Origin of the sequence: Alteromonas sp. LOR, from assembly GCF_000753865.1 — a bacterium.
Taxonomy (GTDB): domain Bacteria; phylum Pseudomonadota; class Gammaproteobacteria; order Enterobacterales; family Alteromonadaceae; genus Alteromonas.
In genome coordinates, this window is the sequence record NZ_JQFW01000042.1 from 86,989 (window position 1) to 113,559 (window position 26,571).

General features: G+C 44.4%; 28 protein-coding genes and 1 tRNA gene. 5 read left to right on the forward strand and 24 right to left on the reverse strand.

Annotated elements, in window-relative coordinates; translation table 11 throughout:
• Nucleotides 1-20: 20 nt before the first annotated feature.
• The 13 genes from JV36_RS0113315 to aspS all read right to left on the reverse strand — a co-directional run bounded on the left by JV36_RS0113315 (nucleotide 21) and on the right by aspS (nucleotide 10,420).
• Nucleotides 21-96 (reverse strand) — tRNA-Lys (locus JV36_RS0113315).
• Nucleotides 97-387: 291 nt separating this feature from the next.
• Nucleotides 388-1,164, reverse strand: a complete 777-nt coding sequence (gene ybgF, locus JV36_RS0113320) for a tol-pal system protein YbgF (RefSeq protein ID WP_052010161.1) — start codon at nucleotides 1,162-1,164, stop codon at nucleotides 388-390.
• Nucleotides 1,164-1,730 carry a peptidoglycan-associated lipoprotein Pal gene (gene pal, locus JV36_RS0113325; RefSeq protein ID WP_032096027.1) on the reverse strand — a complete coding sequence of 189 codons (567 nt, stop codon included), beginning with the start codon at nucleotides 1,728-1,730 and terminating at the stop codon, nucleotides 1,164-1,166. The genes ybgF and pal overlap by 1 nt, the downstream gene beginning before the upstream one ends.
• 39 nt (nucleotides 1,731-1,769) lie before the next feature.
• A complete protein-coding gene (tolB, locus tag JV36_RS0113330) occupies nucleotides 1,770-3,125 on the reverse strand; it encodes a Tol-Pal system beta propeller repeat protein TolB (RefSeq protein ID WP_032096026.1) in 1,356 nt (451 codons plus the stop codon).
• 4 nt (nucleotides 3,126-3,129) lie between these two features.
• Nucleotides 3,130-3,852, reverse strand: coding sequence for a cell envelope integrity protein TolA (gene tolA / locus JV36_RS0113335; RefSeq protein WP_052010171.1), 723 nt, complete (start codon nucleotides 3,850-3,852; stop codon nucleotides 3,130-3,132).
• A gap of 205 nt (nucleotides 3,853-4,057) precedes the next feature.
• A complete protein-coding gene (tolR, locus tag JV36_RS0113340) occupies nucleotides 4,058-4,477 on the reverse strand; it encodes a protein TolR (RefSeq protein WP_032096025.1) in 420 nt (139 codons plus the stop codon).
• A 23-nt stretch (nucleotides 4,478-4,500) separates the two neighbouring features.
• Entirely contained in the window at nucleotides 4,501-5,184 is a 684-nt protein-coding gene (gene tolQ / locus JV36_RS0113345; RefSeq protein ID WP_032096024.1) for a protein TolQ, read from the reverse strand.
• Complete coding sequence (gene ybgC, locus JV36_RS0113350) at nucleotides 5,174-5,572, reverse strand: tol-pal system-associated acyl-CoA thioesterase (protein WP_032096023.1); 399 nt, start codon at nucleotides 5,570-5,572, stop codon at nucleotides 5,174-5,176. Before ybgC ends, tolQ begins: the two co-directional genes overlap by 11 nt.
• Before the next feature lie 393 nt (nucleotides 5,573-5,965).
• Entirely contained in the window at nucleotides 5,966-6,970 is a 1,005-nt protein-coding gene (gene ruvB / locus JV36_RS0113355; RefSeq protein WP_032096022.1) for a Holliday junction branch migration DNA helicase RuvB, read from the reverse strand.
• Between the two features lie 53 nt (nucleotides 6,971-7,023).
• A complete protein-coding gene (gene ruvA / locus JV36_RS0113360; protein WP_032096021.1) occupies nucleotides 7,024-7,644 on the reverse strand; it encodes a Holliday junction branch migration protein RuvA in 621 nt (206 codons plus the stop codon).
• A 53-nt stretch (nucleotides 7,645-7,697) separates the two neighbouring features.
• Nucleotides 7,698-8,216: a crossover junction endodeoxyribonuclease RuvC gene (gene ruvC, locus JV36_RS0113365; protein WP_032096020.1), complete on the reverse strand. Its 519-nt coding sequence runs from the start codon at nucleotides 8,214-8,216 to the stop codon at nucleotides 7,698-7,700.
• Complete coding sequence (gene nudB / locus JV36_RS0113370) at nucleotides 8,216-8,656, reverse strand: dihydroneopterin triphosphate diphosphatase (protein ID WP_032096019.1); 441 nt, start codon at nucleotides 8,654-8,656, stop codon at nucleotides 8,216-8,218. The genes ruvC and nudB overlap by 1 nt, the downstream gene beginning before the upstream one ends.
• Before the next feature lie 3 nt (nucleotides 8,657-8,659).
• Nucleotides 8,660-10,420 (reverse strand): aspartate--tRNA ligase, encoded by a 1,761-nt coding sequence (gene aspS, locus JV36_RS0113375; protein WP_032096018.1) that lies wholly within the window; start codon nucleotides 10,418-10,420, stop codon nucleotides 8,660-8,662.
• A gap of 233 nt (nucleotides 10,421-10,653) precedes the next feature.
• On the opposite strand from aspS, the gene JV36_RS0113380 reads away from it, so the two are divergent.
• Entirely contained in the window at nucleotides 10,654-11,565 is a 912-nt protein-coding gene (locus JV36_RS0113380; protein ID WP_235207845.1) for a DUF72 domain-containing protein, read from the forward strand.
• 211 nt (nucleotides 11,566-11,776) lie between these two features.
• Here the strand turns inward: JV36_RS0113380 and JV36_RS0113385 are convergent, their stop codons facing one another.
• Nucleotides 11,777-12,412: a DUF642 domain-containing protein gene (locus JV36_RS0113385; protein ID WP_032096017.1), complete on the reverse strand. Its 636-nt coding sequence runs from the start codon at nucleotides 12,410-12,412 to the stop codon at nucleotides 11,777-11,779.
• A 65-nt stretch (nucleotides 12,413-12,477) separates the two neighbouring features.
• Nucleotides 12,478-12,708, reverse strand: coding sequence for a hypothetical protein (locus JV36_RS0113390; RefSeq protein WP_152561536.1), 231 nt, complete (start codon nucleotides 12,706-12,708; stop codon nucleotides 12,478-12,480).
• 71 nt (nucleotides 12,709-12,779) lie between these two features.
• Here JV36_RS0113390 and JV36_RS0113395 point away from each other — a divergent pair, with 71 nt between their 5' ends.
• The gene (locus tag JV36_RS0113395) at nucleotides 12,780-13,277 is read left to right on the forward strand and encodes a GAF domain-containing protein (RefSeq protein WP_032096089.1); all 498 of its coding nucleotides are present in this window, start codon (nucleotides 12,780-12,782) and stop codon (nucleotides 13,275-13,277) included.
• Nucleotides 13,278-13,397: 120 nt separating this feature from the next.
• On the opposite strand, the gene JV36_RS0113400 is transcribed toward JV36_RS0113395, so the two are convergent.
• The 8 genes from JV36_RS0113400 to JV36_RS0113435 form a co-directional block, all read right to left on the reverse strand.
• Nucleotides 13,398-14,738, reverse strand: a complete 1,341-nt coding sequence (locus JV36_RS0113400; protein WP_032096015.1) for a sigma 54-interacting transcriptional regulator — start codon at nucleotides 14,736-14,738, stop codon at nucleotides 13,398-13,400.
• Entirely contained in the window at nucleotides 14,735-15,319 is a 585-nt protein-coding gene (locus tag JV36_RS0113405) for a hypothetical protein (RefSeq protein ID WP_032096014.1), read from the reverse strand. The genes JV36_RS0113400 and JV36_RS0113405 overlap by 4 nt, the downstream gene beginning before the upstream one ends.
• A 148-nt stretch (nucleotides 15,320-15,467) precedes the next feature.
• Nucleotides 15,468-16,883, reverse strand: a complete 1,416-nt coding sequence (locus tag JV36_RS0113410; RefSeq protein WP_032096013.1) for a sensor histidine kinase — start codon at nucleotides 16,881-16,883, stop codon at nucleotides 15,468-15,470.
• Between the two features lie 152 nt (nucleotides 16,884-17,035).
• Nucleotides 17,036-17,332 (reverse strand): calcium-binding protein, encoded by a 297-nt coding sequence (locus tag JV36_RS0113415; RefSeq protein ID WP_032096012.1) that lies wholly within the window; start codon nucleotides 17,330-17,332, stop codon nucleotides 17,036-17,038.
• Nucleotides 17,333-17,503: 171 nt separating this feature from the next.
• Nucleotides 17,504-19,576 carry a putative bifunctional diguanylate cyclase/phosphodiesterase gene (locus JV36_RS0113420; protein WP_052010160.1) on the reverse strand — a complete coding sequence of 691 codons (2,073 nt, stop codon included), beginning with the start codon at nucleotides 19,574-19,576 and terminating at the stop codon, nucleotides 17,504-17,506.
• A 145-nt stretch (nucleotides 19,577-19,721) separates the two neighbouring features.
• Nucleotides 19,722-20,171 (reverse strand): TerB family tellurite resistance protein, encoded by a 450-nt coding sequence (locus JV36_RS0113425; protein ID WP_032096011.1) that lies wholly within the window; start codon nucleotides 20,169-20,171, stop codon nucleotides 19,722-19,724.
• A 99-nt stretch (nucleotides 20,172-20,270) separates the two neighbouring features.
• Complete coding sequence (locus tag JV36_RS0113430; RefSeq protein WP_032096010.1) at nucleotides 20,271-21,935, reverse strand: fused response regulator/phosphatase; 1,665 nt, start codon at nucleotides 21,933-21,935, stop codon at nucleotides 20,271-20,273.
• A 155-nt stretch (nucleotides 21,936-22,090) separates the two neighbouring features.
• Nucleotides 22,091-22,396, reverse strand: coding sequence for an STAS domain-containing protein (locus JV36_RS0113435; RefSeq protein WP_032096009.1), 306 nt, complete (start codon nucleotides 22,394-22,396; stop codon nucleotides 22,091-22,093).
• Between the two features lie 162 nt (nucleotides 22,397-22,558).
• Between JV36_RS0113435 and yciH the strand changes: the two genes are divergently transcribed.
• From yciH to pheA, 3 genes are all read left to right on the forward strand, one after another.
• Nucleotides 22,559-22,891, forward strand: coding sequence for a stress response translation initiation inhibitor YciH (gene yciH / locus JV36_RS0113440; RefSeq protein WP_032096087.1), 333 nt, complete (start codon nucleotides 22,559-22,561; stop codon nucleotides 22,889-22,891).
• 50 nt (nucleotides 22,892-22,941) lie between these two features.
• Nucleotides 22,942-23,742, forward strand: a complete 801-nt coding sequence (locus JV36_RS0113445) for a response regulator (RefSeq protein WP_032096008.1) — start codon at nucleotides 22,942-22,944, stop codon at nucleotides 23,740-23,742.
• A 259-nt stretch (nucleotides 23,743-24,001) separates the two neighbouring features.
• Nucleotides 24,002-25,183, forward strand: a complete 1,182-nt coding sequence (gene pheA / locus JV36_RS0113450; RefSeq protein WP_032096007.1) for a prephenate dehydratase — start codon at nucleotides 24,002-24,004, stop codon at nucleotides 25,181-25,183.
• A gap of 116 nt (nucleotides 25,184-25,299) precedes the next feature.
• On the opposite strand, the gene tyrA is transcribed toward pheA, so the two are convergent.
• Nucleotides 25,300-26,445: a bifunctional chorismate mutase/prephenate dehydrogenase gene (gene tyrA, locus JV36_RS0113455; protein ID WP_032096006.1), complete on the reverse strand. Its 1,146-nt coding sequence runs from the start codon at nucleotides 26,443-26,445 to the stop codon at nucleotides 25,300-25,302.
• Between the last annotated feature and the right edge of the window lie 126 nt (nucleotides 26,446-26,571).

Genomic DNA, 26,571 nt, shown 5'->3' on the forward strand with positions numbered 1-26,571 from the left:
ATTTGAAGCTTGAAAAGAAGTGGTGGGTCGTGCTGGATTCGAACCAGCGACCAATTGATTAAAAGTCAACTGCTCTACCAACTGAGCTAACGACCCATCTTTTCGGTTGTTGCCTGTGTCTAGGCAACGGCGGCATATAATACTCAGATTTTTATCTGACGCAACCCATAATGCCCTTTTATTTTGATATTTTCATTAAAACAGGACTAAGCGGTCAAAATGAAAACAAATAGCTGAGTATTTGTACCGAGCTACTGGATGTTTAATTGAAAAATCTCACATTTACGATTTTCAACGCGATAAAAAAAGTTGTTATTAAACCGTGACAAACTTGTTTTATTACTTAGATGGTAAAATAAAAAAGCCCCTTTAACGGGGCTTTAATTATTACAAGTTGTTTAACCTTGATTCTGCCAAACGTTTAGCAGATGAATCGGGGTGTTCGTTTACTACTTGCAAAAAAAGTTGACGTGCCGACGCTTTGTCACCATTTCTCTGGGCAATAACGCCAAGTTTCAATAGCGCATCAGGTCGCTTCGTTGAACTTGAGAACCGATTAACCACAATATCGAATTGCTCGCTTGCATCGCTCCACTGTTGCTTGTTAAACAACAGCTGCCCAAGCCAGTAGTGCGCGTTTGGCGCATATTCACTGTTTGGAAAGCGCTCGATGAAAGACTGGAAAGCAGGTATCGCTTTGTCGTACTCTCGCGACTTCAGTATAAGGTTAACAGCACTCTCATAAGCTTCGCTTTCTCCAACCTGTACAGGCGATGCTGGTGCCGATTCCGGCACTGTGCTTACCGCTCCAGAGGAGTTTGTGCTTGTTAACGCGCCACTTTGCTTTAAGGCCTCTACCCGTTTATCTATTTCTAGATAAAGCTCGCGCTGGCGTTCCAGAACTTTTTGAAGTTCATTGGTATTAACCTCAACTGCACCGCGAAGCTGGTCCACCTCGTTTTGCATATTATCTAGTTGAGTTTGCATTCTATGCTGCATCTCAGTTCGACTTTTTACAATACGCTCTAGCACAACAATACGTTGTTCAAGCTCGCTGCCGCCATTCGCATTAACGACAGGTGCCTGTGCGAAGCCAGTAGAGGCTGTAAGGGCGGCACATAGCGTAACGCCCCACTTAATGGTGTCTCTTACTGAAGCTGCCATTAGCGGTATACAACCACTCCGCGACGGTTTTGCGCGAATGCATATTCAGTTGAACCCATTACCGCAGGCTTTTCTTCGCCGTAAGAAACAACCGTTACCTGGCTGCTACTTACACCCGCGTTTAGTAGGTAGGTTTCTACCGACTGAGCACGACGCTCACCAAGTGCAATGTTGTATTCTGGCGTACCACGACTGTCTGTGTGGCCTTCAACAGTAACGTTCATGTTAGGGTTTTTAACTAAGAACATTGCGTGCTTGTCTAAAACACGTTGAAATTCTGGCTTAATGCTAGCGCGGTCGAAATCGAAGTATACCGTTTGCTCATTTTTGAGCGCTTCCATTTCTTGCTGAACCATTTCTTCTTGGCGCTTCATACGCTGAGCAGCTTCTGCTTCTACACGCTGAGCTTCCGCTTCGCGGGCTTCAGTTTCTGCTTGAGCTTGTTCTTGTGCCATACGGTTGCGTTCTGCCGCTAACTCTTCTTCGCTAGGTCCCGACGAACATGCCATCATTGTCACTACTGGCAAGGCGATAATGAAGCTTTTCATCACTTTATTCATTTGCATCCTACTAATCCTTAATTTTATTGTTTAGTCGTTAAATTGTTAGAACAAAAATGGTGACCAACTTGGCGATTTCACTTGCCCATTGGCTGCTGGTAACCTAGCTTTAAAGCGCCCGTCTAGAGAAACAAGTGATAGCACTTGCTTGCCCTCGTGAAGGGTACTGTAAATAATCATGCTTCCGTTCGGCGCTACACTTGGCGACTCATCTAAATACGTTCTTGTAAGAACTTGCAAAGAGTCTTCGTCTAGCGCTTGCTTGGCAATATGGTAGTTACCATTTGTTTGGTTAACTACTACCATTTGTTTACCGTCAGGCGTTAAAGTTCCGCCAAGGTTTTGTTCACCCACAAAGGTGACTCGCCTTACTTTCCTTGAATTTAAATTTACGCTATATATCTGAGGTTTACCACCCCGTTCCGAGCTAAAAATTAAGCCACTGCCGTCCGGAAGCCAAGCGGGCTCTGTGTCAATCGCTCTGTTGCGCGTAATACGACGTAAGTTTTTCGTCGCGAGATCCATGATGTAAATTTCAGGATTTCCGTCTTTTGACAGCACCATGGCAAGTTGTTTGCCATCTGGCGAAAACGCCGGACTACTGTTAATTCCAGGAAAATCAGTAATACGCGTACGTTCACTGGTGTATATATCTTGAATAAATATTTGTGGTCTTCTGTTCTCAAAGCTCACATACGCTAAGCGCTCACCATCTGGCGACCATACTGGCGACATCAATGGCTCTGGAGATGAAAGAAGCCTGGTTTCGTTCTCACCATCATAATCAGCAATCACTAATTGATACGGTTTTTTAACGGTTTCCCTATCGCGAACGATCACATAGGCGATTTTCGTTAAGAATGCACCTCGAACACCGGTAAGCTTTTCATACACAATATCACTGACTCGGTGGGCGTATTGGCGAAAGTCTCGCGCACTTATCGACGCTTGGCGCGCCAAAATAACGTGCTCATTGCTCGTTACCAACGTCCCCTCTTTTAAGACTTTTGCTTTTCCGCCATCAAGCTGACCTTTCAAAATATCGATCAGTTGATACGACACGATGTACTTATCAGCGTTTTGCTGCTCAATGCTACCTACTAATACGGTATCAACCCCAAGTGTTGCCCATGCAGTGTAACTCACCTCTTCTGCCGTCTCTGGATACTGGGGCATGCTATCTACTGAGATAGGGTTAAATTTACCGCTACGCATTAGATCAGCGCGAACAACTTGTGAAATATTCCCAGGAGGTGCGCCTTCGCCTTTCCACTTGAAAGGGACGATACCGATAGGCCTTGCACTATCCACCCCTTCGGTAATGACAATCTCCAGAGAGGCAAATGCATTTGCACTCACCGCTAGGGAAATCATTGCTATCCATAAACCTAGTTTTTTCATACCGCTATAATTCCACTTTTAAAGTTATATCTTTTAACTGCTCGTAAACGTCGGGGGCATCAGATACCGGAAGCTTGTCTGCACGTCGAACTGCGCTTTCTGCCGCCCGGCACAATGCGTCATTGCCATCTAACACCCGAATGCTGGTTACAAAACCCGTTGTCGCTAGCCGGATATTCAGTCTACAGACTTTCCCGTCAAAACTATCATCTGAGTACAAATTCCGTTTTATAGTTTGCTGTATTAATGCTGTATACCGCTCAACTTCCGTGAGAACTTGTTTTTGACGCCTTTGTTGCTGTGCAGCGCGCTCTTGAGCAAGTTGCTCTTGCATAATCCTTTCCATTTCTGCTTGTTCAGCAGCTTCTTTTTGTTTTTTTAGTGCATCTTCTTTCGCTTTCGCCTCTCGCGCTTTACGTTCTTTTTCCTTTTGCGCCGCTAATCGCTCTAGTTCTTTTTGTCTCTTAACCTCTGCAGCTTCGGCTTCTCGCTTTTCCCTCGCTCTTTTGTTTGCAAGGGCTTGCTGCCGCTTTTGTTCCGCCGCAGCGGCTGCTTGACGCTGCTTTTCAGCTTCTTCAGCGCGAGCTTGTGCCTGCGCCTGAGCTTCTATTCGTTTTTTATCCGCAATAGCCTGCGCATCAATAAATGTTGCTTCTATTGTGGGTGCATTACTCGGTAGGCTAGGTAGAGGGTCGGGAGAGAAACTGACGCTTATTAGCAACACCATGGCAACCAAGGCGTGAAGCGCTAGGGACTTATAAAGCCCCTGCTTTTCATTAGGTTTTGAAGGTACTCTCGCGCTGCGGCTATTTGTGAAGCTGTCAGCACTGCCCTGAGTACCGCCCGGCGAACTGCTTTGAGACGGATTGCTAGCGCTAGCTTGCCTGCTATTTGAGGGACTATTTGGTTTAGTAGGGTTAGACATGCTGTGCCTACTCAACAGGGTCGGTCATTAAACCCACCGACGGGACGCCTGCTTGTTGCAGCAGCACCATTAGCTGAATAACCTCGTTATACGCCACCTGCCCGTCACCTTTCACCACCACAGGCGTGTTCGGCGATTTTTGCAATTGGGCACTGACTATAGCCCTAAGCTCTTCTTCACTAATTGGCGACTCTTGGTCGTCACCCACATTGAGGAAGTACCTCCCCTTCACATCAACCGACGCGATAATAGGCGGATTATCCTCCTGCTCTATAGGGTTTGCACTCGCCTTCGGCAGATCCACTTTTACCCCCTGAGAAATGAGGGGAGCAGTTACCATAAAGATAATAAGCAGCACCAACATAACGTCGATGTAAGGCACTACATTTATTTCTGATACCGGCCTACGGCGTTTTCTCACATACATAGCAATAACCTCCGCGGTAACGCTTAAACCTGATGTGCTTGGGCAGCAGCCTGGCGTTGAAGAATTGCTGAGAATTCTTCCATGAAGTTACCGTAGCTATTTTCCAACTTTTCAACTTGATGGCTGAAACGGTTGTAAGCAATAACCGCAGGGATTGCAGCAAACAAACCAATAGCAGTAGCGATAAGCGCTTCTGCTATTCCAGGCGCAACCATCGCAAGGGTGGCTTGCTGTACTTCGCCTAGTGCGATAAACGCATTCATAATTCCCCAAACCGTACCGAATAGGCCAATGTATGGGCTGATAGAGCCTGCCGTTGCTAAAAACGGTAGGCGACTCTCAAGCTCTTCTACTTGACGAGACATAGACACTCGCATAGCGCGATAAGTGCCATCAACAATGCCGTTTGTTGGGGTATTAGATTTACGTAATCTCACGAACTCTTTAAAACCTGAACAAAAAATGCTGCTCATGCCGGTAAGATTGGCCCTTGATGATAACTCTTGATAGAGCTTGTTAAGATCGGCACCAGACCAGAACTTATCTTCAAATTGGCGCATTTCAGAACGCGCCGCATTAAGGGCTTTACTGCGCTGAAAGATAAAGGTCCATGATGCTACTGAGACGCTTAGCAACAACAGCATTACAAGTTGAACAATGAAACTTGCTTGTAAAAACAAGCCGATAAATGTGAGATCAGATGACACGCGAAATTTCCCCTAACAAAGTACGTGGTAGTCGTTTTGGCTTCATAGCCGCTAAATCGACACAGGCAACTTGAATATCCGCAGATACTAATTTTATGCCGTTGTTATTATTTATGATTTGTTGAAACGTCATACTAGCGCCTTTTAATTCTACAACGCGAGTCTCAATACTCAACAGTTCATTGAACCTCGCTGGCGCATAGTTATGCATCTCAACGCGTTTGACGACAAAAGCGATGGATTGTTCCATTAAAGTGTCTTGCTCAAACCCTAGGCCTCTAAGCCACTCGGTACGCGCCCTCTCCATAAACTTAAGATAATTAGCGTAATACACGATACCGCCAGCATCCGTATCTTCGTAATACACTCTTATTTGATGTTGATGCATAACTATTCCCTAAACAATAAATAAATTCATCTATAAGGCAGATTAATAGTAGCTAAATTGCGATAAACAACATTTTAAAACAACCCTTAAGACAGCATCAAGCCTGAGCTTTAATGTTTTCACAACCAATGCGCAACATTCAGTTAACGCATTAGTTTTTCTAACTCAAAAATATAATTTTACTCAATTGTGCATTTTTAGAAGGTCTCTATAATGCATCGCATCAGTCGCACAGAGCGTGATGGTGCTTAGCACGGTCATGCACGAGTTAATCTCCTGTTAGACATGAGTTCCCTGGATTTATTTCCTTCAACACTTGTTGTTTTAGCCCGCTCTATGAGCGGGCTTTTTTTTGCCTTGGATTTACCAAGGCTCTCAGTTTAAGTAGAAATACTAACGCGCAGGGGTAAACCCAAAGTGAAGGTAGGCACGCTGAGACGCTATACGGCCTCTCGGCGTTCGCTGCAAAAAGCCCTGCTGAATAAGGAAGGGTTCAATGACATCTTCGATGGTTTCTTTCTCTTCTCCGATAGCCGCGGCGAGATTATCTAAGCCCACAGGACCGCCATCGAATTTTTCTATAATGGCCGAAAGCAATTTTCTGTCCATATAGTCAAAACCCTCCTTGTCCACATCGAGCATATCAAGGGCTTTCGCCGCTGTGTCAGCGCCAACGGTGCCATCAGACTTTATTTCTGCATAGTCTCGCACTCGTCGCAATAGGCGATTAGCAATTCGAGGCGTGCCTCTAGCTCGACAGGCTATTTCTCTTGAGCCTTCTTCGGTCATCGCCAAATTAAGATAGCTGGCGCTTCTAGACACGATGGAGGTGAGGTCTTTCACCGAATAAAATTCTAGACGCTGTACAATGCCAAAACGATCTCGCAGGGGAGACGTCAGTGAGCCAGCACGGGTTGTTGCACCTACCAGCGTAAACGGAGGCAGGTCGAGCTTTATCGAACGAGCAGCCGGTCCCTCGCCTATCATAATATCGAGCTGATAATCTTCCATTGCAGGGTAGAGAATTTCTTCCACTACGGGGCTCAAGCGATGGATTTCATCAATAAAAAGAACGTCGTTTTTTTCAAGGTTGGTCAAAAGTGCGGCTAAATCACCCGCTTTTTCTAATACCGGTCCAGACGTGGTTTTAATGTTAACGCCCATTTCATTTGCAACAATGTTCGCTAGGGTTGTCTTTCCCAGTCCTGGGGGACCGAATATAAGAAGGTGATCAAGGGCGTCTTCTCGATTACGTGCGGCCTGAATGAAAATTTCCATCTGCTCACAAACGTGAGGTTGTCCCGTATAGTCATCCAACATCTTTGGACGAATAGCGCGATCTATTACTTCATCTTCAGTGCTGGCGTCCGGCGTTATCAGTCTGTCGGCTTCTATCATGGTTCGTCTACTTTTTTATAAAATGGCTGCAGTATTTTTATACCACACCGTTATTACAGGGCCGCTTTTAGCGCTTCACGTATTAGGGATTCACTTTCCATACCGTCTTTGTAAACGCTATCCACCAACTTACTGGCTTGCGCTGGTTTATAACCCAGTGCAATAAGTGCGCTTTGCGCTTCTTCTCGTGCACTGTTTACAGCAACAAAGGTACTACCAGAAAGCAGGTCACTGCTTGGTGCGGGAACAGCCACACTTTGCATTTTTCCAAACTTGGCCAGTCGGTCTTTAAGCTCAACCACTAAACGCTCTGCGGTTTTTTTGCCAATACCCGGTAAGCTAACTAACGCAGAAACGTCTTCATTTTGCACGCTTGACAGAAACTGTGGCGCCGACATTCCCGATAAAATAGCCAAACCGAGTTTTGGTCCCACACCATTTGCTTTTATCAGCTCTCGAAATAATCCGCGCTCTAACTTATCGGCAAAACCAAACAGCAACTGAGCATCTTCGCGAACCACAAAGTGCGTGTAAACCACAACTTCATCGCCTACTGCAGGCAGTTGGTAAAAGCTCGTCATAGGCATGTGTATTTCGTAACCTACACCGGCCACATCTACAAGAATTTCTGGTGGCTGCTTTTCAGCCAACGTACCGCGAATTCGTCCAATCATTTATATTCTCTTTGTGCGCGCTTGAATGCTTAAAAAGGATTGGTTCTAGGAAATTAACGCAAACGACCGCGAACGGTTTTCCGTGCTTGGCCCGCCATATTGATAAGGCTTTGTTCGGTATTGGCATGGCAAAGTGCCACAGCAAGCGCATCTGCCGCATCGGCCTGAGGTGTCCCGCTTAAGTTCAGCAGGTGCTTCACCATATGCTGAACTTGTGTTTTATCAGCATTACCTTTACCCACAACTGCCTGTTTAATTTGTCTTGCACTATACTCGGCAACAGGAAGCTGAGATTGGGTTGCCGCCACTATTGCAGCCCCCCTTGCCTGACCAAGCTTTAACGCAGAGTCTGGGTTTTTAGCCATAAACACTTGTTCGATAGCAAACTGTGATGGGTTATATTGGCGAATGATGTCGCCCACGCCGGTAAAGATATTTGCCAAACGAGAAGGTAAATCGGTAGTGCCTACTCGAATACAACCGCTCGCCACATATACCAGCTTACCCTGCTTTCGCGCTATTAAACCGTAGCCTGTGATCCTAGAACCTGGATCTATACCCAGTATAACCATTAAGCCTTACTCGGTACAAACAAAGATACCGCCTCTTTGTTTGAAGGAGACCACAAGCGTGCTAACGCCTCATCTTTTGACACCCATTCGTATTGAAGATGCTCGGTAAGCGATATCGGTGTTTTACTACTCACTTGAAGGGAAAATACATGCTCAGTATTGTGAAGGGTACCCGGAGGGTAACGATGACGCCATCGCTCGCGAATAACGTATTGGTTTTGCTTGTCGTGATTGGTAATGGACAAACCTAAGGCTTTGGCATCAATACCGGTTTCTTCAGCCACCTCTCTGTAGGCTGTTTCAATGGGCATTTCGCCGTCTTCTAATGCGCCAGTGACAGATTGCCAAAAAGACGCATCATCCATTCTTTGCAATAACAGCACTCGGTGGTGTTCATCGAACAACACCACCAGCGCTGATTCTGGCTTTTTATAGGCCATAAATTAAGATTGCTTCTTCACCGTCGCAATGGCCAAATCTTCAAGCTGCTGCGGGTTAGCTGGGCTTGGTGCCGATGTGAGTGGGCAAGCAGCTGTGGTGGTTTTTGGAAACGCCATTACATCGCGAATAGAAGTAGCTCCTGTCATCAACATGACAAGGCGATCTAAACCAAATGCTAAACCTGCGTGAGGCGGAGCACCAAAACGAAGGGCATCGAGTAAGAAACCAAATTTGTTTTTCGCTTCTTCGTCGTCTATTCCTAAAATATTAAACACGGTAGATTGCATATTCTCATCATGAATACGAACCGAGCCACCGCCTAATTCAACGCCGTTAAGCACCATATCGTAGGCATCAGACAATGCGCCAACCGGATTGGCTTTCAACTCTTCTGGTGTAAGCCCACGTGGTGCCGTGAATGGATGGTGAATAGCGTGAAGCTGACCATCAAATTCCTCAAACATAGGGAAATCAACAACCCACAGCGGCTTCCATTCGCCCTCTAGCAATTCAAAGTCTTCGCCTAATTTTAAACGAAGTGCGCCCATGGCTTCTGTCACTACGGTGTAATCATCCGCACCGAATAAAAGAATGTCACCCGCTTGTGCACCTGTGCGCTGGATAATAGCATCGGTCACATCTTCACTTAAGAACTTAAGCACTGGCGACTGCAGGCCTTCTTGACCAGGAGAAAGCTCGTTCACTTTAATCCACGCTAGGCCTTTTGCACCGTAAATACCAACAAACTTGGTGTACTCGTCTATTTGCTTACGGGAAAGCTTTGCTCCGCCAGGCACACGAATGGCGCTTACACGGCCTTTCGGATCGTTAGCAGGTCCACTGAATACTTTAAACTCAACCTTTTCAAGCAAATCTGCAACGTCAGTAAGCTCAAGAGGGTTACGTAAATCAGGCTTATCACTTCCAAAGCGCTTCATCGCTTCTGCGTAAGTCATCTGAGGGAAATCGCCAAGGTCTACATCGAGCATCTTGTTGAATAAGTCGCGGATCATACGCTCGGTAATACCCATCACGCTTTGCGCATCGAGGAACGTCGTTTCGATATCAATTTGGGTGAATTCTGGCTGACGGTCGGCACGTAAATCTTCGTCTCTGAAACACTTTACTATCTGGTAATAGCGGTCCATGCCCGACATCATTAGCAATTGTTTAAATAGCTGAGGCGACTGAGGTAGTGCGAAAAACTCACCTTTGTGCGTACGACTTGGCACCAAATAGTCTCGCGCGCCTTCTGGTGTCGCCTTTGTAAGTATAGGCGTTTCGATGTCTAAAAAGCCCTCTTCTTCCAAGAAGCGGCGAACCGCGCCAGTTACTTTTGCTCTGAACTGTAAACGCTGGCTCATTACCGGGCGACGTAAGTCGAGATAACGGTAGCGCAAGCGCTGCTCTTCAGAGTTTTCTTGATTCCAGTCAAGAGGAAGCACGTCAGATTTGTTGATAACTTCAAGGCCTGTGCCTAAGATCTCAATCTCACCTGTGCGCATTTCTTTATTAATCTGTCCTTCTGGACGAGCGCGAACTTTACCGGTTAGCTTTACACAAAACTCACCACGAAGGGTGTTTGCCACGGAAAGTACATCAGGTAAATCAGGGTCGAAAACAACCTGTACAATCCCTTCTCTGTCGCGAAGGTCGATAAAGATTACGCCACCTAAGTCACGGCGTTTGTTAACCCAGCCACAAAGCGTGACTTCTTGCCCAATGTAAGTTGAATCGATGTTCCCACAGTAATCTGTGCGCATGGTCGTTGACCCCTGATAATTTTCTTGCTTAACGTGATGATTTGCGTACTTTATGGCCCTGAACTAATGCTCTACACTGACGTCTCTTTTGCGAATTCGTAGAACTGTATACGAAATAGCAGCACGAGGGAGTTATAAGCACTTTTGTTAGTAAAGAAGCTCCAAAGAAGCCATCACGTTTAATGTATTAGATTTAAGGTCGCATAGTATAAACAAATGCGTCGTAAAGCCCAATGACAAATATGAACAATACCGCAACGAATATGGCTAACGCCCAGCAAAACTTACCGCCTGTATTCATTGGGTTGCCCATGTGGCAGCACAGCCACTGGCCAAATTCATGGTTTGCCTCATTTCCCAAGGCACAAAGCCAGCTTATCCATTACGCCAATGAATGTAATACCGTTGAGGGTAATACCACTTCCTACTCCCTTCCCGATGCAGATGCAGTAGCGCGCTGGGCAAACTCCGTGCCCTCACACTTCTCCTTTACTTTCAAATTCAACCAGCAAATCACGCATGTAAATCAACTACAGCATTGTGAAGGTGAAATACGGCAACAGTTGTTACTGCTCGCGCCTCTCAAGCACAAGCTCGGCGTGATGTTGGTTCAATTACCCGCAAGCTTTGGGCCTGATAAACTATCTGTACTCGATACATTTTTAGGCCTTATCCCCCCATCTATTGACGTGGCAGTAGAAGTGCGACATTTGCAGTTTTTTGCTAAGTCAGACGCTGAAAAAGCATTTAATCACCTGCTGATTAAACACAACGCAAACCGCATCATCATGGATACCAGAGCCCTATTCACAGGACCAATCACCAGCGAGATAGTGAGAGAAGTAAGAGGTAAGAAGCCCAAAGTGCCAGTGAATGTAATTGCTACCGGCCAAAAGCCCGTAGTGCGCTTTGTGGGTAACGATGACGAAGCAGACAATACCGCGTGCCTTCGTCCATGGGTAAGTAAAATTCATCAGTGGCGTGTTGAAGGCAGGTCTCCCTACTTCTTCTGCCACCGGCCAGATAATAAAGATGCGCCGTGGTTAGCATCTTTGTTTATTAATTTATATAACGAGGCCTATCCAGATTATTCTCTACCGACTCTCTCCATGACAAAGAATCCTCTTCAGGATAATTTGTTTTAGAGTCGAGAAGTGAGTAAGAAAAGTGGTATTCAGTGAACTTTGCTTCTCCCTGATGAGGTCGCTTTTTTATAAGTACTGCTTCAATAAATACTGCTTTGATGAGCACTGCTTTAATAAATACTACTCGTTGAGTTTTCTTTAACGCACAAAAAACCGCCAAACTAACGAAGTCAGTTTTGGCGGCTTTTAAAGATTTGAGTAAAAAACGAGGTTATTTACGTCTCTTTCTTCTCATTAAAACAACAATAGAAAGTGACAAGACGGCTAAACTCATCGGCTCTGATACAGAAACACTCGAGATACCCGCCGTCGCTGATGCTTGGTTGACAACAATATTATCTAAGAAATTGCCAAGCGTTCCTTTATTTATCGTTGAAAAACGAATCGTTGTAGAGACTGAGTCTGCAATAAATTGACCGTAAAATTCATTCCAGCTTTTAATTTTATGGTCATTGAAAACTTGGCTAAACAACAGATCACTGTCATTGTCACCACTGAATATTTCGAGCTCAAAACTGTCGTTATTACGGCGAGCAGCGTAGGCAAACGACAAATCATATATAGCGCCTTTGCTCGAGGTGAACGTTTGCAGAATTGAGTACTCACCGCCGTTACCATTCGCATTTAGCTCTGCATATTGACTACCATCAAAAGCATTTAAATTTTGGAAATTATCCCATAGCTCCATATTAGTGCCGCTCCATCCATCCACAGAGCCTGCGGAAAACGCTTTCCAACTGTTGCTTTTAATATCGTTATTTTCAAAGCTGCCATTTAAAATGAGGTTAGCGCTGGCCACATTACAAACCAAAAATAAAAGGCTAATTACCACTGTTATCTTACGCATGATTGACTCCACAAATAATCGTCACGTTATCATTATATTTTACCAAGTGGTCGTACCTGTGCATCTTATTCTTTCGCATAGTATGGATATTCATACTTCTTGATTGTTCCACTGGCCGTTGGCTCAACCGTAACCTTTGAAAATAAAAGAAAAATAAAGAGAAAATAAAAACAGTAAATAGCGTCTTTGAACATAGCCATGTATACTTTGACGTCTTCAAAGGCTTCCATAACTTTCCTAACCAGAGCGTGAAACGTTGATTTAAAACCGACAACCCCTGCCATATCTTTATGCACAAGCCTTGCTCTGATTTTTCACACTTTTTGCGTGTAACCACACAAAAATGTTACCGGTAAATATTGTAATTATGACTGACGTACACCCACAACCTTCTCACGAAGAAGAACGACTTAAAGCGCTTTATAAATTGGATATTCTGGATACACCACCAGATGAAAGGTTAGATGCGATCACAAAGAATGTTCAGGAATTCTTCAAGTGCAAAATTTGCTTGGTGAGCTTAATCGCAGATGATAGGCAGTGGTTTAAATCTCGCCAATGCTTAGATGTTACTGAAACACCGCGAAATGTCTCGTTTTGTACCTATGCCATCGCAGAAGAGGAATACCTTATTGTGCCTGATGCAAATGAGGATGACAGATTTGCGAACAACCCATTGGTAAAAGGAGAGCCATTCATCCGCGCTTACGCTGGTATTATCTTGCGCTCTACAGATGGTTACGAACTAGGCACCCTTTGTGTTATTCATGACTCACCCAGGCAGTTTGAAGACCTTGATATTGCCATGCTGCGTCACTTCGGCCTTCAGGCTGAATCTATTTTAAGAGAGAGCGAAAAAGACTAAGGGGCTACAAGAACGACCAAATCGACTGGGGCTATTTTGCCCCAGCCGATTTTACTTCAGATGATTTAGCCCTAGGCGATTTTATTCCAAGCCAAGGTGCTCTCACTTCACCACCCTTCTTTAACGAAAGTCAGCAGCGTCCAATTCGTGCTTTTTCATTAACTTATGCATATCGGTGCGATTCCTTCCCGCTAAATCTGCAGCTCGAGTAACGTTGCCGTCGGTCATTTTAAGCAGCTTAAACAAATACTGTTGTTCGAAGGCGTCTCGCGCTTCGGTCAGCGTGGGCCAGCTTTGTTTTGTCGCAGATAAAGCTTGCTCAACAAGATGCAAAGGCACCACCGGTGTTTGCGTTAACGCCACGCACTGTTCAACCACATTCACTAACTGTCGCACATTACCCGGCCAGGAAGAAGTGACTAACTGCTGCATAGCATCATCTGAGAACTGGCTTACGTCAACACCATGACGCTGAGCGCTTTGTTGCAATAAAGAGCGCGCAAGCAGTGGAATATCTTCGCTGCGAGACTTCAGTGACGGTAGTTTTAAATTAACCACATTGAGGCGGTAATAGAGATCTTCTCTAAATGTTCCCGCTTCCATTTCTTTATGCAAATCTTTATGGGTCGCAGATATTATTCGAACATCAATATCGACTTGTTTACTGCTGCCCACCGGGCGAATCTGACGCTCTTGCAATGCGCGCAGCAATTTAACTTGAAGCGTCATTGGCATATCACCAATCTCATCTAAAAACAGCGTACCGCCATCAGCCTCTTTGAAAAGACCTGCATGGGCAGTGACCGCGCCAGTGAACGCGCCTTTTGCATGGCCAAACAGCTCAGACTCAAGAAGGTTTTCAGGCAACGCGCCACAGTTTATAGCAACAAATGGCTTGTCGCGGCGGTTGCTCGCTTTATGAATAGCATTAGCGAGAAGCTCTTTACCCGTTCCGCTGGCACCGCTAATTAATACCGACACTTCGCGCTGCGCAATGCGAAACGCTTGATCAAGCACATTCAGCATTTCCGGCGAGCGAGTGATTATTTCTTTTGCCCAATCTCCTGGCTTAACCGCCTGTGATTGGTTGAGTGCTTTTTGCAATAGAGCGCGAAGCTCTTCGTGTTCTACAGGCTTAGGTAGAAAACCAAACACGCCGCGCTGAGTAGCCTCAATGGCATCGGCAATGGTGCCATGGGCCGTCATTAAGATAACGGGAATATCCTGTCTAATGCCCATAATCTCTTCAAATAAGCTTAAGCCGTCTAAACCAGGCATTCTTAAATCGCTCAGCACAACGTCGAAACTATTGCCCTGTAGTTTTTTAAGTGCGCTTTGTCCATCTTCCACTGCAGTGACGTTATACCCTTCACCTTCAAGGCGAATGGTTAGCAAGCGAAGTAGGCTTTTATCGTCATCAACCAACAATAAGTCAGGATTGTTATTCGCCTTTTCACTCATTGTTGCGTACTCCTATTTTTATCCATCAATGTCGCTTCTATTTGTAATAATTCTTCAAGTTTCTTACGTAAGCTATCTATCTCGTTTTGCAGTGTTATGAGCTTTTCACCGCGAGAGGTGTTTTCTTTTTCCAACACCACCAGCGCAGACTCAAATTGCATTAATTGATTATTTTGAGCTCCTGCAATAACGTCAATAATCTTCCGGCTCTGCTTTGTAAAGCGCGGAGATATTTCATTGAACGCTAGCTGCGCTCGCAGTTTATTCTGGTAGGGGGTGTCGTTCATAAGCGTGAGAATATAAGCGTGTAAACGGTCGTAGTCACTGTTTGTTAACGTGGCTAAGGTTTGCTGACGCTGCGACCATGGCTGATCAGACGCATTAACCCAAAGTTCTATCCAATGCTTCGCATCACAATTATATAAAAACTCTTCCGGTGGGTTTTCATAAAAACAAAAATCACTACCAAGGGCCGTCTTGGTGCGCGCCGAGGACTCGTCAGACGCTTCTTTACTGACACCTGTCAGACTTTCGCAACCTACTAAAAAAAATACGGCAATAAAAAAACAACTTAATCTCATTTTACTTTTCCTGTTGCGCAATGCTTCTGCTGCACGCTTTTAAAGGTGCGTGCTTTTTATTTTATGTGCTTTGGGCTTTAAGTTCAGCGTTTCAAGTGCTGCGTTGCAAGTACAGGGTATTCTGTGCTGTACCTTAAATGCTGCACTTTCATTTTTGCGATAGGGAAACCCGAAAGCAGACATCCGCATAGTCTACCTCTACCACTTGAACATCGCCATGCATAAGTCGCGCGCAATCTGCAACAATCGATAACCCTAAGCCCGTTCCGATGACGTTATCATTGCGAGGTTCACTGCCTCGAATGAAAGGTTCAAACAGGGTTGTGACTGATTCTGGGGAAATTGGCTTGCCGTGGTTGGCTACATCAAGAATAAGCATATCTTCTTCAGTGCTCTCTCCCGTGCTTTTGCTCATGTAAACCTTGACGAAAATAGGCCTGCCGACAGCACCATGCGCTACCGCATTTGACACTAAATTATCCAGTACACGACGGAAGAGTTCTTCATCGAGAAGAGCCTCATCTACCAGCACATCAACGACAACTTCTCTGTTTTGAATAGCGAGTGCATAGTCCTCAATGCACTCATCTATCAGCGTCTGCGGCTTATAAAGCACCAGTTTGGGCTGAGCCTGCTGCAGTAACAAATTGTAGTCTAATAGTTTTTCAACCAAAGTGTTGAGCCGTTGAGTGCTGCCACTTAGCAAAGACAATACTTCTCGCTGGTTATCGTTTAGATCGCCCACCACATTTTCAGATAACAGACTGCAACCTTCCTTAATACTGGCTAAGGGCGTCTTTAATTCGTGGGCCGCATGGCGCAACAAAGCCGTTCGAATATGCTCAAGTTGCTGAAGGCGGTCATACAGCCAGTGCAAATCTTTTTCTACATCAAGTAATTCTTTGGGCGCGTGGCGAGTAAGGGGTGGCAATTCGCCTTTGCTGTGGGCCAGAATACGAATTATTTTTTTGAGGTTATTGACGGGGTTAACAATAAGCTGGCTGCCTAACAATATCAGCATTAAAGAAACACTTACCAGCATAGCAGTAGACCAAGCTTGCTTTGCCTGCATCGCGTTAAGGTCGCTCTGCTGCAGTGCCACTCGCTCGGTGATGACACGTTCAACATCTGCTCGAAGCTGTTTAACGCTATCTTTGATAGTCGCGAGATAAGCATTTAGCAATAACTGATCTTCAATGTTTCGATAGTCTGCCAGTTGGTCTATTTGTGTGGTCAAAAAGCTACACACTTCGCTAGTGCCAAGACCTTGGCATAGATTATCTGCCGCCAGTGCAAATTGCTCTAACGCATTGTCTGAGATGGCCGCCACTCTCTCACTTTTCAGTACAGAATATTGGCGAATACTTCGTTCAACATCCACTACGGCGTTATCAAGTTGCTGAACATCGCCCACAATTTCAACGACAAAGCGAGTTTCCAACGTTGTCATTTGGCCAACTTTGGCTAAATCGCTCTGGCTTTGCCACAGCAGCGCAATAAGCGGAATTAGGGCTAACACAAAACTACCAAGTGTTAACTGCCTCAGAGAACCTAGCTGAACTATACGTTCGCTTAAGGAAAACTTTTTAACCAGAACCCTATCCTCTTCATTTTTCTGCTGCTTTGTTACAGCTAACGTTGATATCAGCGTAAATTAGTATTCACGGACATTACTATTTCTTGGTGATTTTACTACTGCTCTTGCTATTGCTTTTACTACTGCTTAAGCGCCGCGGTAACACTATTATTCGCGTCATTTGCCTTAGGCGTAAGCTTACTTTTTGCTAACTCATTTTCCGTGAGCTTGCCATCTTCGTTATCATCGATTAAGCCAAAATTTCGCAATAATTCGATGTGTTGGACAGCTTCTTTAAGTGAAATAAAACCGTCCTTATCTTTATCAAGCTTTTGCATCAGCATGTTAGCCGGGCTTGCGCTTACCGACGCCACAAAAGAAACCTGCAACATCATAACTGCTAACAACGTAAATATTTTTCTACCTGAAATCTTCATTCTGAATCCCTCGCAATAGATAGCTAACCAGTACTTAGTTAGACATAGCCAGATTCGCGCCACATTACAGAAAAACTAAAATATAATTTAATATCAGATACTTGGATTCACGCAAAGAAATAGCTGCACGGCTATGTGTTGCTGATAAGAAACACTTTCTATATGTAACCTTTACGACTTAAATTGCTTTTCGTCATAAAATGGCGCCAGACTGAGTAGCGTTTTTAAAGGAACGGGTTTACTGAACATAAAGCCCTGAACGTTATCGCAGCCGTGCTTGCGTAAATAGTCCCACTGCTCGTGGGTCTCTATTCCTTCAGCGCATACTGTCAGCGATAAACGTTTTGCTAAATCAATAATAGCGCCGGTTACTAGCCTGCTGCGCTCAGAGGTTTGAAGCTCCATCACAAACTGTCTATCCACTTTTAGCGTGTCGATAGTTATCTGAGTAAGGTAACTCAGTGATGAATAGCCCGTACCAAAATCATCTAAGGCAATGGAACAACCCATATTACTCATTCGTCTGAAGAACTTATTAGAGAGTTGGAAGTTTTCGAGATAAGCACTCTCTGTTACCTCAAACTCCATGTTTTCAGGATTAACGTCGTAAACGTTTAATGTGTTGTATATGTAGTCAAAAAGCTGTGCGTTTCTGAGATCGTGTCCCGATAAATTCACCGACACTTTGAAGTTTTGTGGCGCCCAATGTTTAATGTCAGGAAGGTCTATACACACACGTTTGATTATCCACTGAGTAATAGCGGTAATCTTGCCGCCCTGCTCAGCAATAGGAATAAATTCATTGGGCATTACAAGCCCAAATTCCGGATGCTGCCAACGTATGAGGGCTTCAGCGCCAATAACATGACCGTAGTTATCAACTTTCACCTGATAATAAACAATAAATTCGTCTTCGCGTAGTCCTTGCTCAATGCCATTTGCAATCTGAAGCTTGCGCTTGTGTGACTCAACCATATCTGGTGTAAAGAGTGTATAGCTTCCTCGCCCTCTCGCCTTCGATCTGTACATTGCTAGATCGGCGTTACTCATCAAGTCGCTGAGTTCAAAATTCGCATCGCTTGCTTTTGCAACACCAACGCTTATTCCTACTGTTAGAGAAAGACCTTGCATCTCAAATGGCTCATCAAATGCAGACAATAAACGTATCGCTAACTGCTCAGCAGCGTAGTCGTTCACCTCTCTATCGGGAAGAACGATAAACTCATCACCACCTAAACGGGCAAATAAATCATCGTTTCGCAAAAGACGCTGCACTCTATCGGCAACTTCAATCAAAATTAAATCGCCGGTCTCATGACCTAATGAATCGTTTATTCCTTTAAACCCATCTAAGTCGAAAAACAGCAGCATCATGTCTTCGTCGTTTCGCTTGGCTCGCGCTAATTCGAGCCTTAGATTATCGAGCACATATTGTCTGTTCGGTAGCCCTGTTAAACTATCGTAATTGGCGAGCCGGGCCATAGTCTCTTGCTGGTCGAACAGGGTTTGTTTCTGTTCAAAATTTATCAATAGCTCTACTTCGATGGTATCAAGCAAACTATTTATATTTGAGCCTAACTGTCCAAATTCGTTTTGTGAGGAAATTGAGCTTCGCAGTGCATAATCTTTTGTTTCAAAAAGGTCCTGAGTGAACCGCTTTAATTCAAATAATGGTGTAATAAGACGATGGGTCACCAACAGACAAATACCCACGCAGAGCAATCCTATGACCAGAATAAGGAAGAATTGACGTACCAACGTTCTTGCACTTTGCTCAGGTATGGCAGCTTTAGCGTCAGCATGAATAACAACGTGTCCAAGGGGGTAAGTACTTGTACCTACGAGATTATGAGTAGTAATAACATCGTTGGAATGCAGGGTTACGCCGTAGGGAATGTCGCGGGGTGAAGAGGGAATTGCTGAGCCATAATCAGACTCTTTTCTCAATGCTACAGACGTAATCGCTTTATAATTGATATCGTAAAGCGTTGCCGATATGAGGTAATTGTGTTCTCGCACCGATTTAAATATTAACTCGTATCTGTCTACATTATCTGAACCCGTGTCTGCGAGCACACTCAATTGCGACGCTAAACTATTACTGATTGCACTGGTGTTGCTTTCTACCACTTGCTTCATTAGCGCGTTGTGCTCAACTTTATTGATCACAAACACCGCTATAGCAAGGGCACACATCGATATTGCTATCACAATACCCATGGTTATTTTTATCGATTTAAACACCAACACAACCTTGTTCGACGAAATAGTAACGTAAAAGACAGCAAACGAGTTTACCCGCTAAAGGCGTAAAATAATATGTGAAGGAGAGTAAATAACAACTCTTTTTAACGACGCTTTAATATGAACATCAACGAAAAGGCTGAGACTATATGTCAGTTTGTCCGCTCTTCACATCCAATTTTGTCTTGATAAATTGGCTGTGAGGTACATAAAGTAAATCTGCAATTTGCCTTATGGTACTTTCCTCAAGCGGTGCTAGGGTGCTGTCTGCATAGGCAATCGCCCAAAGGCTACGAATGATATTAGCTTTTTCTTCACTACCGCAGTGCGCATTAACAACTTTTGTGAACTGAACAACATCAATGGCATTTTCAGACGTCTCATTCCCTTCTTCTAGTAAAAGGGCCAGTGCATCGTCATCAATATTCACATGTTTTTTGAGTTGATATTGATATGCCTTACGCTCTTCTTCGGTAACTTCGTTATCGGCATTCACTATTTCACTGAGTAACGCGGCCGTGGCAAGCTCATAAGAATAAGTCGGCTTTTGCTGTTTTTTTGCATCTTCAAACAAGGTTAAAAATTGTTTTAGCATTTTAGCTCCTTTAGCGTTAGCGCCTTGTGCGTTATTTACTTTGTAACCTTAAGCAGATAATAACGAAAGGAGTTATCGTTTAGTGACCTAAAATTAGCGCTAACGAGGATTGGTGCTAAGGGTAACTATTACCTTTCGACCTCCTTCTTCAAATCGAACCTGTTCACACAACGCATGCACCATTGCTAGCCCTCGACCAAAAGACTCATCGTTAGTCACATTTTCAAGACTATCCAAACTAAAACCGTCACCACTATCGAGCACTGACACTTGTATTTTCTGTTCGTTAGGCAAAGACTCAATTCTAATGGTGATACTTGCGTCGCTGAGCTCTTTTAGCGATGCTTCTCGCAGTTCATAGTAGGAATGAAAACCTTCAGTGGTACTTTTCATCTCTGAATCGAGTTTTAACACACCGTGCTCTAGTGCATTGTTAAATAATTCTGAAAGCACAGTGTACAAGACTGAGCGGATGCTTTGAACGCCCTCACACTGCCCTGCTATCTGCAAAACGCGTTGCAAAATGTCTGGCTGCTTTAACAACTCAGCAGTAAGGGCTACTTCATGTGAAGAAGGCAAACCAAATTGACTTTTCACTGTTGGTAAAAGTTGAATTGGTTTTGAAGAAAAGATAATAGCAGAAACATCATCATCAAATGAATTGCTTACATTGAACTGCAAGGCCTTCTCGTACAGCGATTGTGCCGTAATGGTTTCACTGTTCGATAGCTTATCCTTGATAATATCGCTGATTCCATCTTCCATGAGCATATCGTTGTTACTATCAAACACTTCTATTAATCCGTCGCTTACAATAATAAGCTGCTCACCGTGAGATAAGTGAACGGTGTCACATGCCGTGTCGAATTCCTCATCATCGAGGATCCCCAGAGCCATATGCCGTGAAGGACGCTGACGCAACCCTGAGGCCATTTTACCCGCGGTGAGTACGGCCGGCATACCGCCTTGCCACAACGTAATATGAGAGCCTGTCGAATCAATCTCCCCGATGACTGCCGCCATAAACATGTCGTGAGGAAGAAACTTAAGTAAGATAGTATTGAGCTCTCTAGCAATTTCAGACACGGTGACGCCCTGCTGAGACATTTCCTGAAAGGCTCTGGTGACTGGCAATGCGCCTACCGCCGATGCTAAACCGTGACCGGTAAAGTCTCCAACCGCAAAGTAAACGCCGCCATTTGGGTTTTTCTCACATAAAAAGACATCACCATTGAAACTTTCTGCAGGTTTAATGTAATAGTCAAAATAAGACAGTACTTGAGGGTCGTTTACAATTGCATTGCTAAATATATGTTCGACGATAGCGTGTTCGCGAGCTACCCGCTGGTTGAACAATAATAAGGCTTTATTTTGCTGCTCAATACGAAGGCTCAACGCTCTGATTTTTAAGTGCGCTCGAATCTTGGCAACAAGTATGTGTTTGTCGAAAGGTTTAGTCGCAAAATCATTGCCGCCAACCTCTAGACACTTAACCAAGCTGGCCTTGTCTTCCAGTGCAGTAATAAAAAGAATGGGAAGGTATTGTTCTGAGGCATGCTTACGCAATTGTGGTACAACATCAAAGCCACTCATATCTGGCATTACCACGTCGAGTAATATCAGGTCTGGCGCCTCTGATTTAAACTTTTCAATTGCCTGTGTACCGTTCTCAGCCTCGATGCAGTCGTCGTACCCTTCAGCGCTGAGCATATTCAAAAGTAAAATGCGATTGATAGGCTCATCGTCGACAATAAGAATTTTCATAATACATATCCTTAATAACAGAAGCATCGAACAGCACCCGAACATAGGATGAGACTTTTTTATTTCGTCTTATCTCAAGCTATCCCGCCTCACCGTATTTCACCCAGTTATCGGGAGGTACATTACTTCAAAGCGTTAAAACGCTCCTCGCCTTCCTAGCGAAGTTGAAACTTCTTATCAAAACGAGAAATTTCCAGTATTTTGCTCACCTGTGGACGTGCATTTTCTATGCTGTACGTGTAGTTGCCAGCCTTAAGCGACTTCTGCATGTTTAACAACATACCTAACGCAGAGCTATCCATATACTCCGTAATGGATAAATCCACAGCGATTTCGTTCGTTTTATCAGTCAGATCGCTGTAGGCGTTTCTAAATTCTTCAACTTTACTAAAGTCGAACTTTTCCCCCACTTTAATTACTAAAACTTCGCCATCTTGGCGATACTGCGATGTGATCGGCATTGAACCTCCAATGTACCTCGTTGAGAAAAGTTTCATCATATGTCGTCAATTTTGCTATCCTTAACCCTAGTACAAGTTTGCAATAATTTCTCAGACATTTTTATCGTCAGCATGACAGTTTTTCTGAGAAATGAAAGGTTAAGTTTAACGTTAGAGGCAGATATGCAAGATTGGCAAGATGCGCTTTTGGTCTACAGTACTGAAAGCGGTAAAGTCAAACCTGAACAAAAAGACCAAGCTCGCTCAGTGTCGGACGATGGCATCGTTCGTATTCACCGGGAGACTAAGGGACGAAAGGGTAAAGGTGTATCTCTTATTAAAGGGTTAAACATGCCTCCTGCAGACCTAAAGAAGCTAGGCTCAGAGCTTAAAAAGAAATGCGGTTGCGGCGGTGCGGTTAAAGACGGCGTGATTGAAGTTCAAACCGACGACAGAGAAAAACTTCGTCTGTTGCTGGAAGAAAAAAATTATAAGGTAAAACTTGCAGGAGGATAACGTCTGTCCCCTCCTACTTTTTCATAAACACATAACAAAAAGAGTCCGAAATGGAAAAGCTGTCAATTTCTGATTTACATATTATTTTGGTAGAGCCCTCTGATACACAGAGAAAGATCATTACTACCTTGTTGCTCAAAGAAAGTGTTAAGGAAATTGATCCTGTTAGTACATTCGGTGAAGCAAAATCTGCCATTCGCGCACATGGCGCAGACCTTGTCGTTAGCGCTATGTATTTTGAGGACGGCACAGCGCTTGAATTGCTTAAATTCATAAAAGAGAGCGACGAGTTTAAGTCTATCCCATTCATGTTGGTTTCAAGTGAAAACCGAATGAGTAAGTTAGAAGAGTTTAAACAGGCAGGTGTGGCGGCCATTCTTCCAAAACCGTTCGAACCGCTTCATCTCTCCAGAGCGCTGAATGCTAGTCTCGACCTTATTAACCACGATGAACTTGATTTAGAGCTTTTTGATGTTCACGACGTGAGGGTATTGTTAGTAGATGACAGTAAGCTAGCCCGTAACCATATTCGCAGAGTACTCGAAGGTATGGGGCTACAGAAAATCAAAGAAGCAGAAAACGGGGCTATGGCTCTTACATTTATTAAAGATGAAGCCTTTGATTTAGTGGTAACGGATTACAACATGCCAGAGATGGACGGCAGAGAGCTATCAGAGTTCATCAGGTTCAATCCTGAAACTACGCATATCCCCATTATTATGGTTACATCCGAATCTGCAGACAGTATGCACATGGCAAACATACAGCAAACCGGTGTAAATGCGCTTTGCGACAAACCCTTTGAGCCTAATGAAGTAAGACAAATGCTCTCAGCCCTTTTAAGTAACTAGCAAAAAATTATTTCAACTTTTTTATTTAAATAATTTGACCAGCTTGTAAAAAAGAATTGACAGCTTTAGCCATTAGACTTACATTCGCTGTATGAAAACGAATATACAGCACGTAGCAATTCTATTTTTCGCGTTTACATCCTTATACTAGGAGGGCGCTGCTACATGCATAAGAACCTCCCTTCAGGGAGGTTTTTTTTTATCACTTATTTACTACAACTTTTGAAGTCATAGATTTAGATTTTTATACGGGAATATTATGTCAGACAACGCACTAGATACTGTCAGGAAGCGCATTACCGCTCTAGACAGCGAATTACTAAACTTACTGGCTGAAAGAAGAAAACTCACCAACGAGGTCGCAGAAACAAAAATCAAACATCACATCCCCGTACGAGATCAAAAGCGCGAAGAACAGCTGCTTGTTCGTTTGATCAAAGAGGGGCAGAGGGTTAATTTAGACCCTCACTATGTGACGCAAATCTTTCATGTGATCATTGAAGACTCAGTTCTCAACCAGCAGGCTATGCTTGCGGAGCGCGCTAACCCAGGAAGCACGTTGCCCCTTAACCGCGTTGCGTTTTTAGGTGACAAGGGTTCTTATTCCTACCTTGCTACCCAAAAGTATTTCTCACGTCGCCCGGGTGAACTATTAGAGATTGGCTGTCAGAGTTTTGGCGAAATCATTCATAAAGTGGAAAATACGGAGGCTGATTACGCCGTATTGCCCATCGAAAACACGACATCCGGCAGTATTAATGAGGTTTACGACCAACTCCAACACACACAGTTGAGTATTATTGGCGAGCTAACCCACCCTATCCGCCATACTCTATTAGTTGGTGCGGACACATCGATTGAAAAAATTAAGACGCTATACGCTCACCCTCAAGTTTTCACACAATGCAGTCACTTTTTAGCAGAGCTTGGCAACGTGGAAGTAAAAACCATGGACAGCACCTCTTCTGCCATGCTTACCGTAAGCGATTTAGCGCGGGATGATGTTGCCGCCATTGGAAGTGAGGCCGGTGGAAATCTTTATGGTCTTACGGCGATAAAAAGTAATTTAGCCAATCAGAAAGAAAACCACAGCCGCTTTATTGTGGTGGCAAGAAACGCAGTGACGGTTCCGCTTCAAGTACCTGCAAAGACCACGCTGGTAATGTCAACGATACAAAAGCCAGGCGCACTCGTAGAGGCATTGCTGGTATTAAGAGAAAACAAAATCAACATGACCAAGTTGGAATCTCGCCCCATTCCTGGCAACCCGTGGGAAGAGATGTTCTATATTGATGTGGAAGGCAACGTTGAGGATGGGCCGGTGCAAACTGCGTTTGCCTCGCTGCAAAGTATCACTCGCTATATAAAAGTACTTGGCTGTTACCCCAGCGAAGAAATTAGTCCGACCAAGGTAGCGGCAGCAAGTGCACTCTCTCAGTAATAGAACATCAGAACGCCAGCCATTCGATAGTTGGTTGGATAACACATAGCAAAAAGGCGAGGTAGCATTTGCGCTTAAATGCCCTCGCCTTCTCTTTCTTCATAACTATTGAAGGTTTATTTGTCTCTCAATAACTGTCCATCGTCGGCTTTTAACAATAGCTGCTTACTATCTACTAAACATTTTTTCGCATAATCACCAAACCAGCCGCCAACTTTCATAAACTGCTCAACAAACCCTTTCTTATCGCCACTTTCCAGCAGTGATAACGCTAATCCAAAGCGCTCGTAAAATCTTCGCAATAGTGCAAAATTATCGGGGTTATTAAAAATAATGTCGGCGTATAACTGAGGAGACTGAGCAAACAATCGTCCAACCATAGCCAATTCTAAGCGATAGATAGGCGAGCTAAACATGGTCAGTGAGTCTAAATTGGGGTTTTCACCTTTAAGATGTTGGCCATACACAAACGTGTTGAAGTGGCGCATAACCTGTATATATGCCATAGCTTCATCGTGATCTTTTGCACTGGAGTTGTGAACAGTCGCGCCCCAGATTCGCATTTGCTCTATTAGCCACTCATACTTATCACTCTGGCGGCCGTTACACACCACCACCACCTGCTTAATCATACCCGGGGCATCAGGGCCAAACATGGGATGTAATCCCACCACAGGTCCTTTGTGTACACCAAGCATGGCGTTGAGCGGCATTGCTTTTATACTGGTAATGTCTGCAAGAATACAGTTATCAGGTAGCATGGTTAGGCGCTTTATAACCGCTTCGGTTAAATTGATAGGTACTGCCACAATAACTAATGAGGCGTTTGACAACAGCGTCTGCGCGTTGCCATTTTCCCAGTCGTCTTTTTCAACAACGCCCACGTTGTATTTACTGCGCTGAAACAAACTAACAAACACTCGCCCGAGTGCACCGCCGCCACCAATAACAACCACATTGTCGATATCTGGTTTCACGCAGCGGTATTCATTATTTTGAGTATGGTAAGACTCGCGCATAACGCGGCGAAGAAGATCTTCTGTTAAATCGGCAGAAACCCCCATTTCTTCAGCTTGTTGTCGCCTAGAAGCAATAAGGGCTTTCTCCCGTTCGGGAACGTAAACAGGCATTCCCGCTTGCGCTTTAATCTTCCCTACTTTGGTGGTGATTTCATTGCGCTTTGCAAGCAGTTCAACGAGCTGGGTATCCAGCTCGTCGATGCCTTCGCGCAGTGTTGCCAATTGCTGTGAAAAATCGGCCATTGTGGTTTATCCTTGAATCAAATGGCACTAGGGCGTGTTGATCTTTGATGTACGAGTTTTGGGCTAAATGGAAGCATTTTAATCGCGAAACAGTCCTGTAGGCCTAGTGGGCTAAGTCAAAGGGCT

Coding starts and splice junctions, on each gene's coding strand:
- ybgF (WP_052010161.1), bottom strand. CDS start 1,164: ATGGCAGCTTCAGTAAGAGACACCATTAAGTGGGGCGTTACGCTATGT.
- pal (WP_032096027.1), bottom strand. CDS start 1,730: ATGCAAATGAATAAAGTGATGAAAAGCTTCATTATCGCCTTGCCAGTA.
- tolB (WP_032096026.1), bottom strand. CDS start 3,125: ATGAAAAAACTAGGTTTATGGATAGCAATGATTTCCCTAGCGGTGAGT.
- tolA (WP_052010171.1), bottom strand. CDS start 3,852: ATGGTGTTGCTAATAAGCGTCAGTTTCTCTCCCGACCCTCTACCTAGC.
- tolR (WP_032096025.1), bottom strand. CDS start 4,477: ATGTATGTGAGAAAACGCCGTAGGCCGGTATCAGAAATAAATGTAGTG.
- ybgC (WP_032096023.1), bottom strand. CDS start 5,572: ATGCATCAACATCAAATAAGAGTGTATTACGAAGATACGGATGCTGGC.
- ruvB (WP_032096022.1), bottom strand. CDS start 6,970: ATGATAGAAGCCGACAGACTGATAACGCCGGACGCCAGCACTGAAGAT.
- ruvA (WP_032096021.1), bottom strand. CDS start 7,644: ATGATTGGACGAATTCGCGGTACGTTGGCTGAAAAGCAGCCACCAGAA.
- ruvC (WP_032096020.1), bottom strand. CDS start 8,216: ATGGTTATACTGGGTATAGATCCAGGTTCTAGGATCACAGGCTACGGT.
- nudB (WP_032096019.1), bottom strand. CDS start 8,656: ATGGCCTATAAAAAGCCAGAATCAGCGCTGGTGGTGTTGTTCGATGAA.
- aspS (WP_032096018.1), bottom strand. CDS start 10,420: ATGCGCACAGATTACTGTGGGAACATCGATTCAACTTACATTGGGCAA.
- JV36_RS0113380 (WP_235207845.1), top strand. CDS start 10,654: ATGACAAATATGAACAATACCGCAACGAATATGGCTAACGCCCAGCAA.
- JV36_RS0113385 (WP_032096017.1), bottom strand. CDS start 12,412: ATGCGTAAGATAACAGTGGTAATTAGCCTTTTATTTTTGGTTTGTAAT.
- JV36_RS0113395 (WP_032096089.1), top strand. CDS start 12,780: ATGACTGACGTACACCCACAACCTTCTCACGAAGAAGAACGACTTAAA.
- JV36_RS0113400 (WP_032096015.1), bottom strand. CDS start 14,738: ATGAGTGAAAAGGCGAATAACAATCCTGACTTATTGTTGGTTGATGAC.
- JV36_RS0113405 (WP_032096014.1), bottom strand. CDS start 15,319: ATGAGATTAAGTTGTTTTTTTATTGCCGTATTTTTTTTAGTAGGTTGC.
- JV36_RS0113415 (WP_032096012.1), bottom strand. CDS start 17,332: ATGAAGATTTCAGGTAGAAAAATATTTACGTTGTTAGCAGTTATGATG.
- JV36_RS0113425 (WP_032096011.1), bottom strand. CDS start 20,171: ATGCTAAAACAATTTTTAACCTTGTTTGAAGATGCAAAAAAACAGCAA.
- JV36_RS0113430 (WP_032096010.1), bottom strand. CDS start 21,935: ATGAAAATTCTTATTGTCGACGATGAGCCTATCAATCGCATTTTACTT.
- JV36_RS0113435 (WP_032096009.1), bottom strand. CDS start 22,396: ATGCCGATCACATCGCAGTATCGCCAAGATGGCGAAGTTTTAGTAATT.
- yciH (WP_032096087.1), top strand. CDS start 22,559: ATGCAAGATTGGCAAGATGCGCTTTTGGTCTACAGTACTGAAAGCGGT.
- JV36_RS0113445 (WP_032096008.1), top strand. CDS start 22,942: ATGGAAAAGCTGTCAATTTCTGATTTACATATTATTTTGGTAGAGCCC.
- pheA (WP_032096007.1), top strand. CDS start 24,002: ATGTCAGACAACGCACTAGATACTGTCAGGAAGCGCATTACCGCTCTA.
- tyrA (WP_032096006.1), bottom strand. CDS start 26,445: ATGGCCGATTTTTCACAGCAATTGGCAACACTGCGCGAAGGCATCGAC.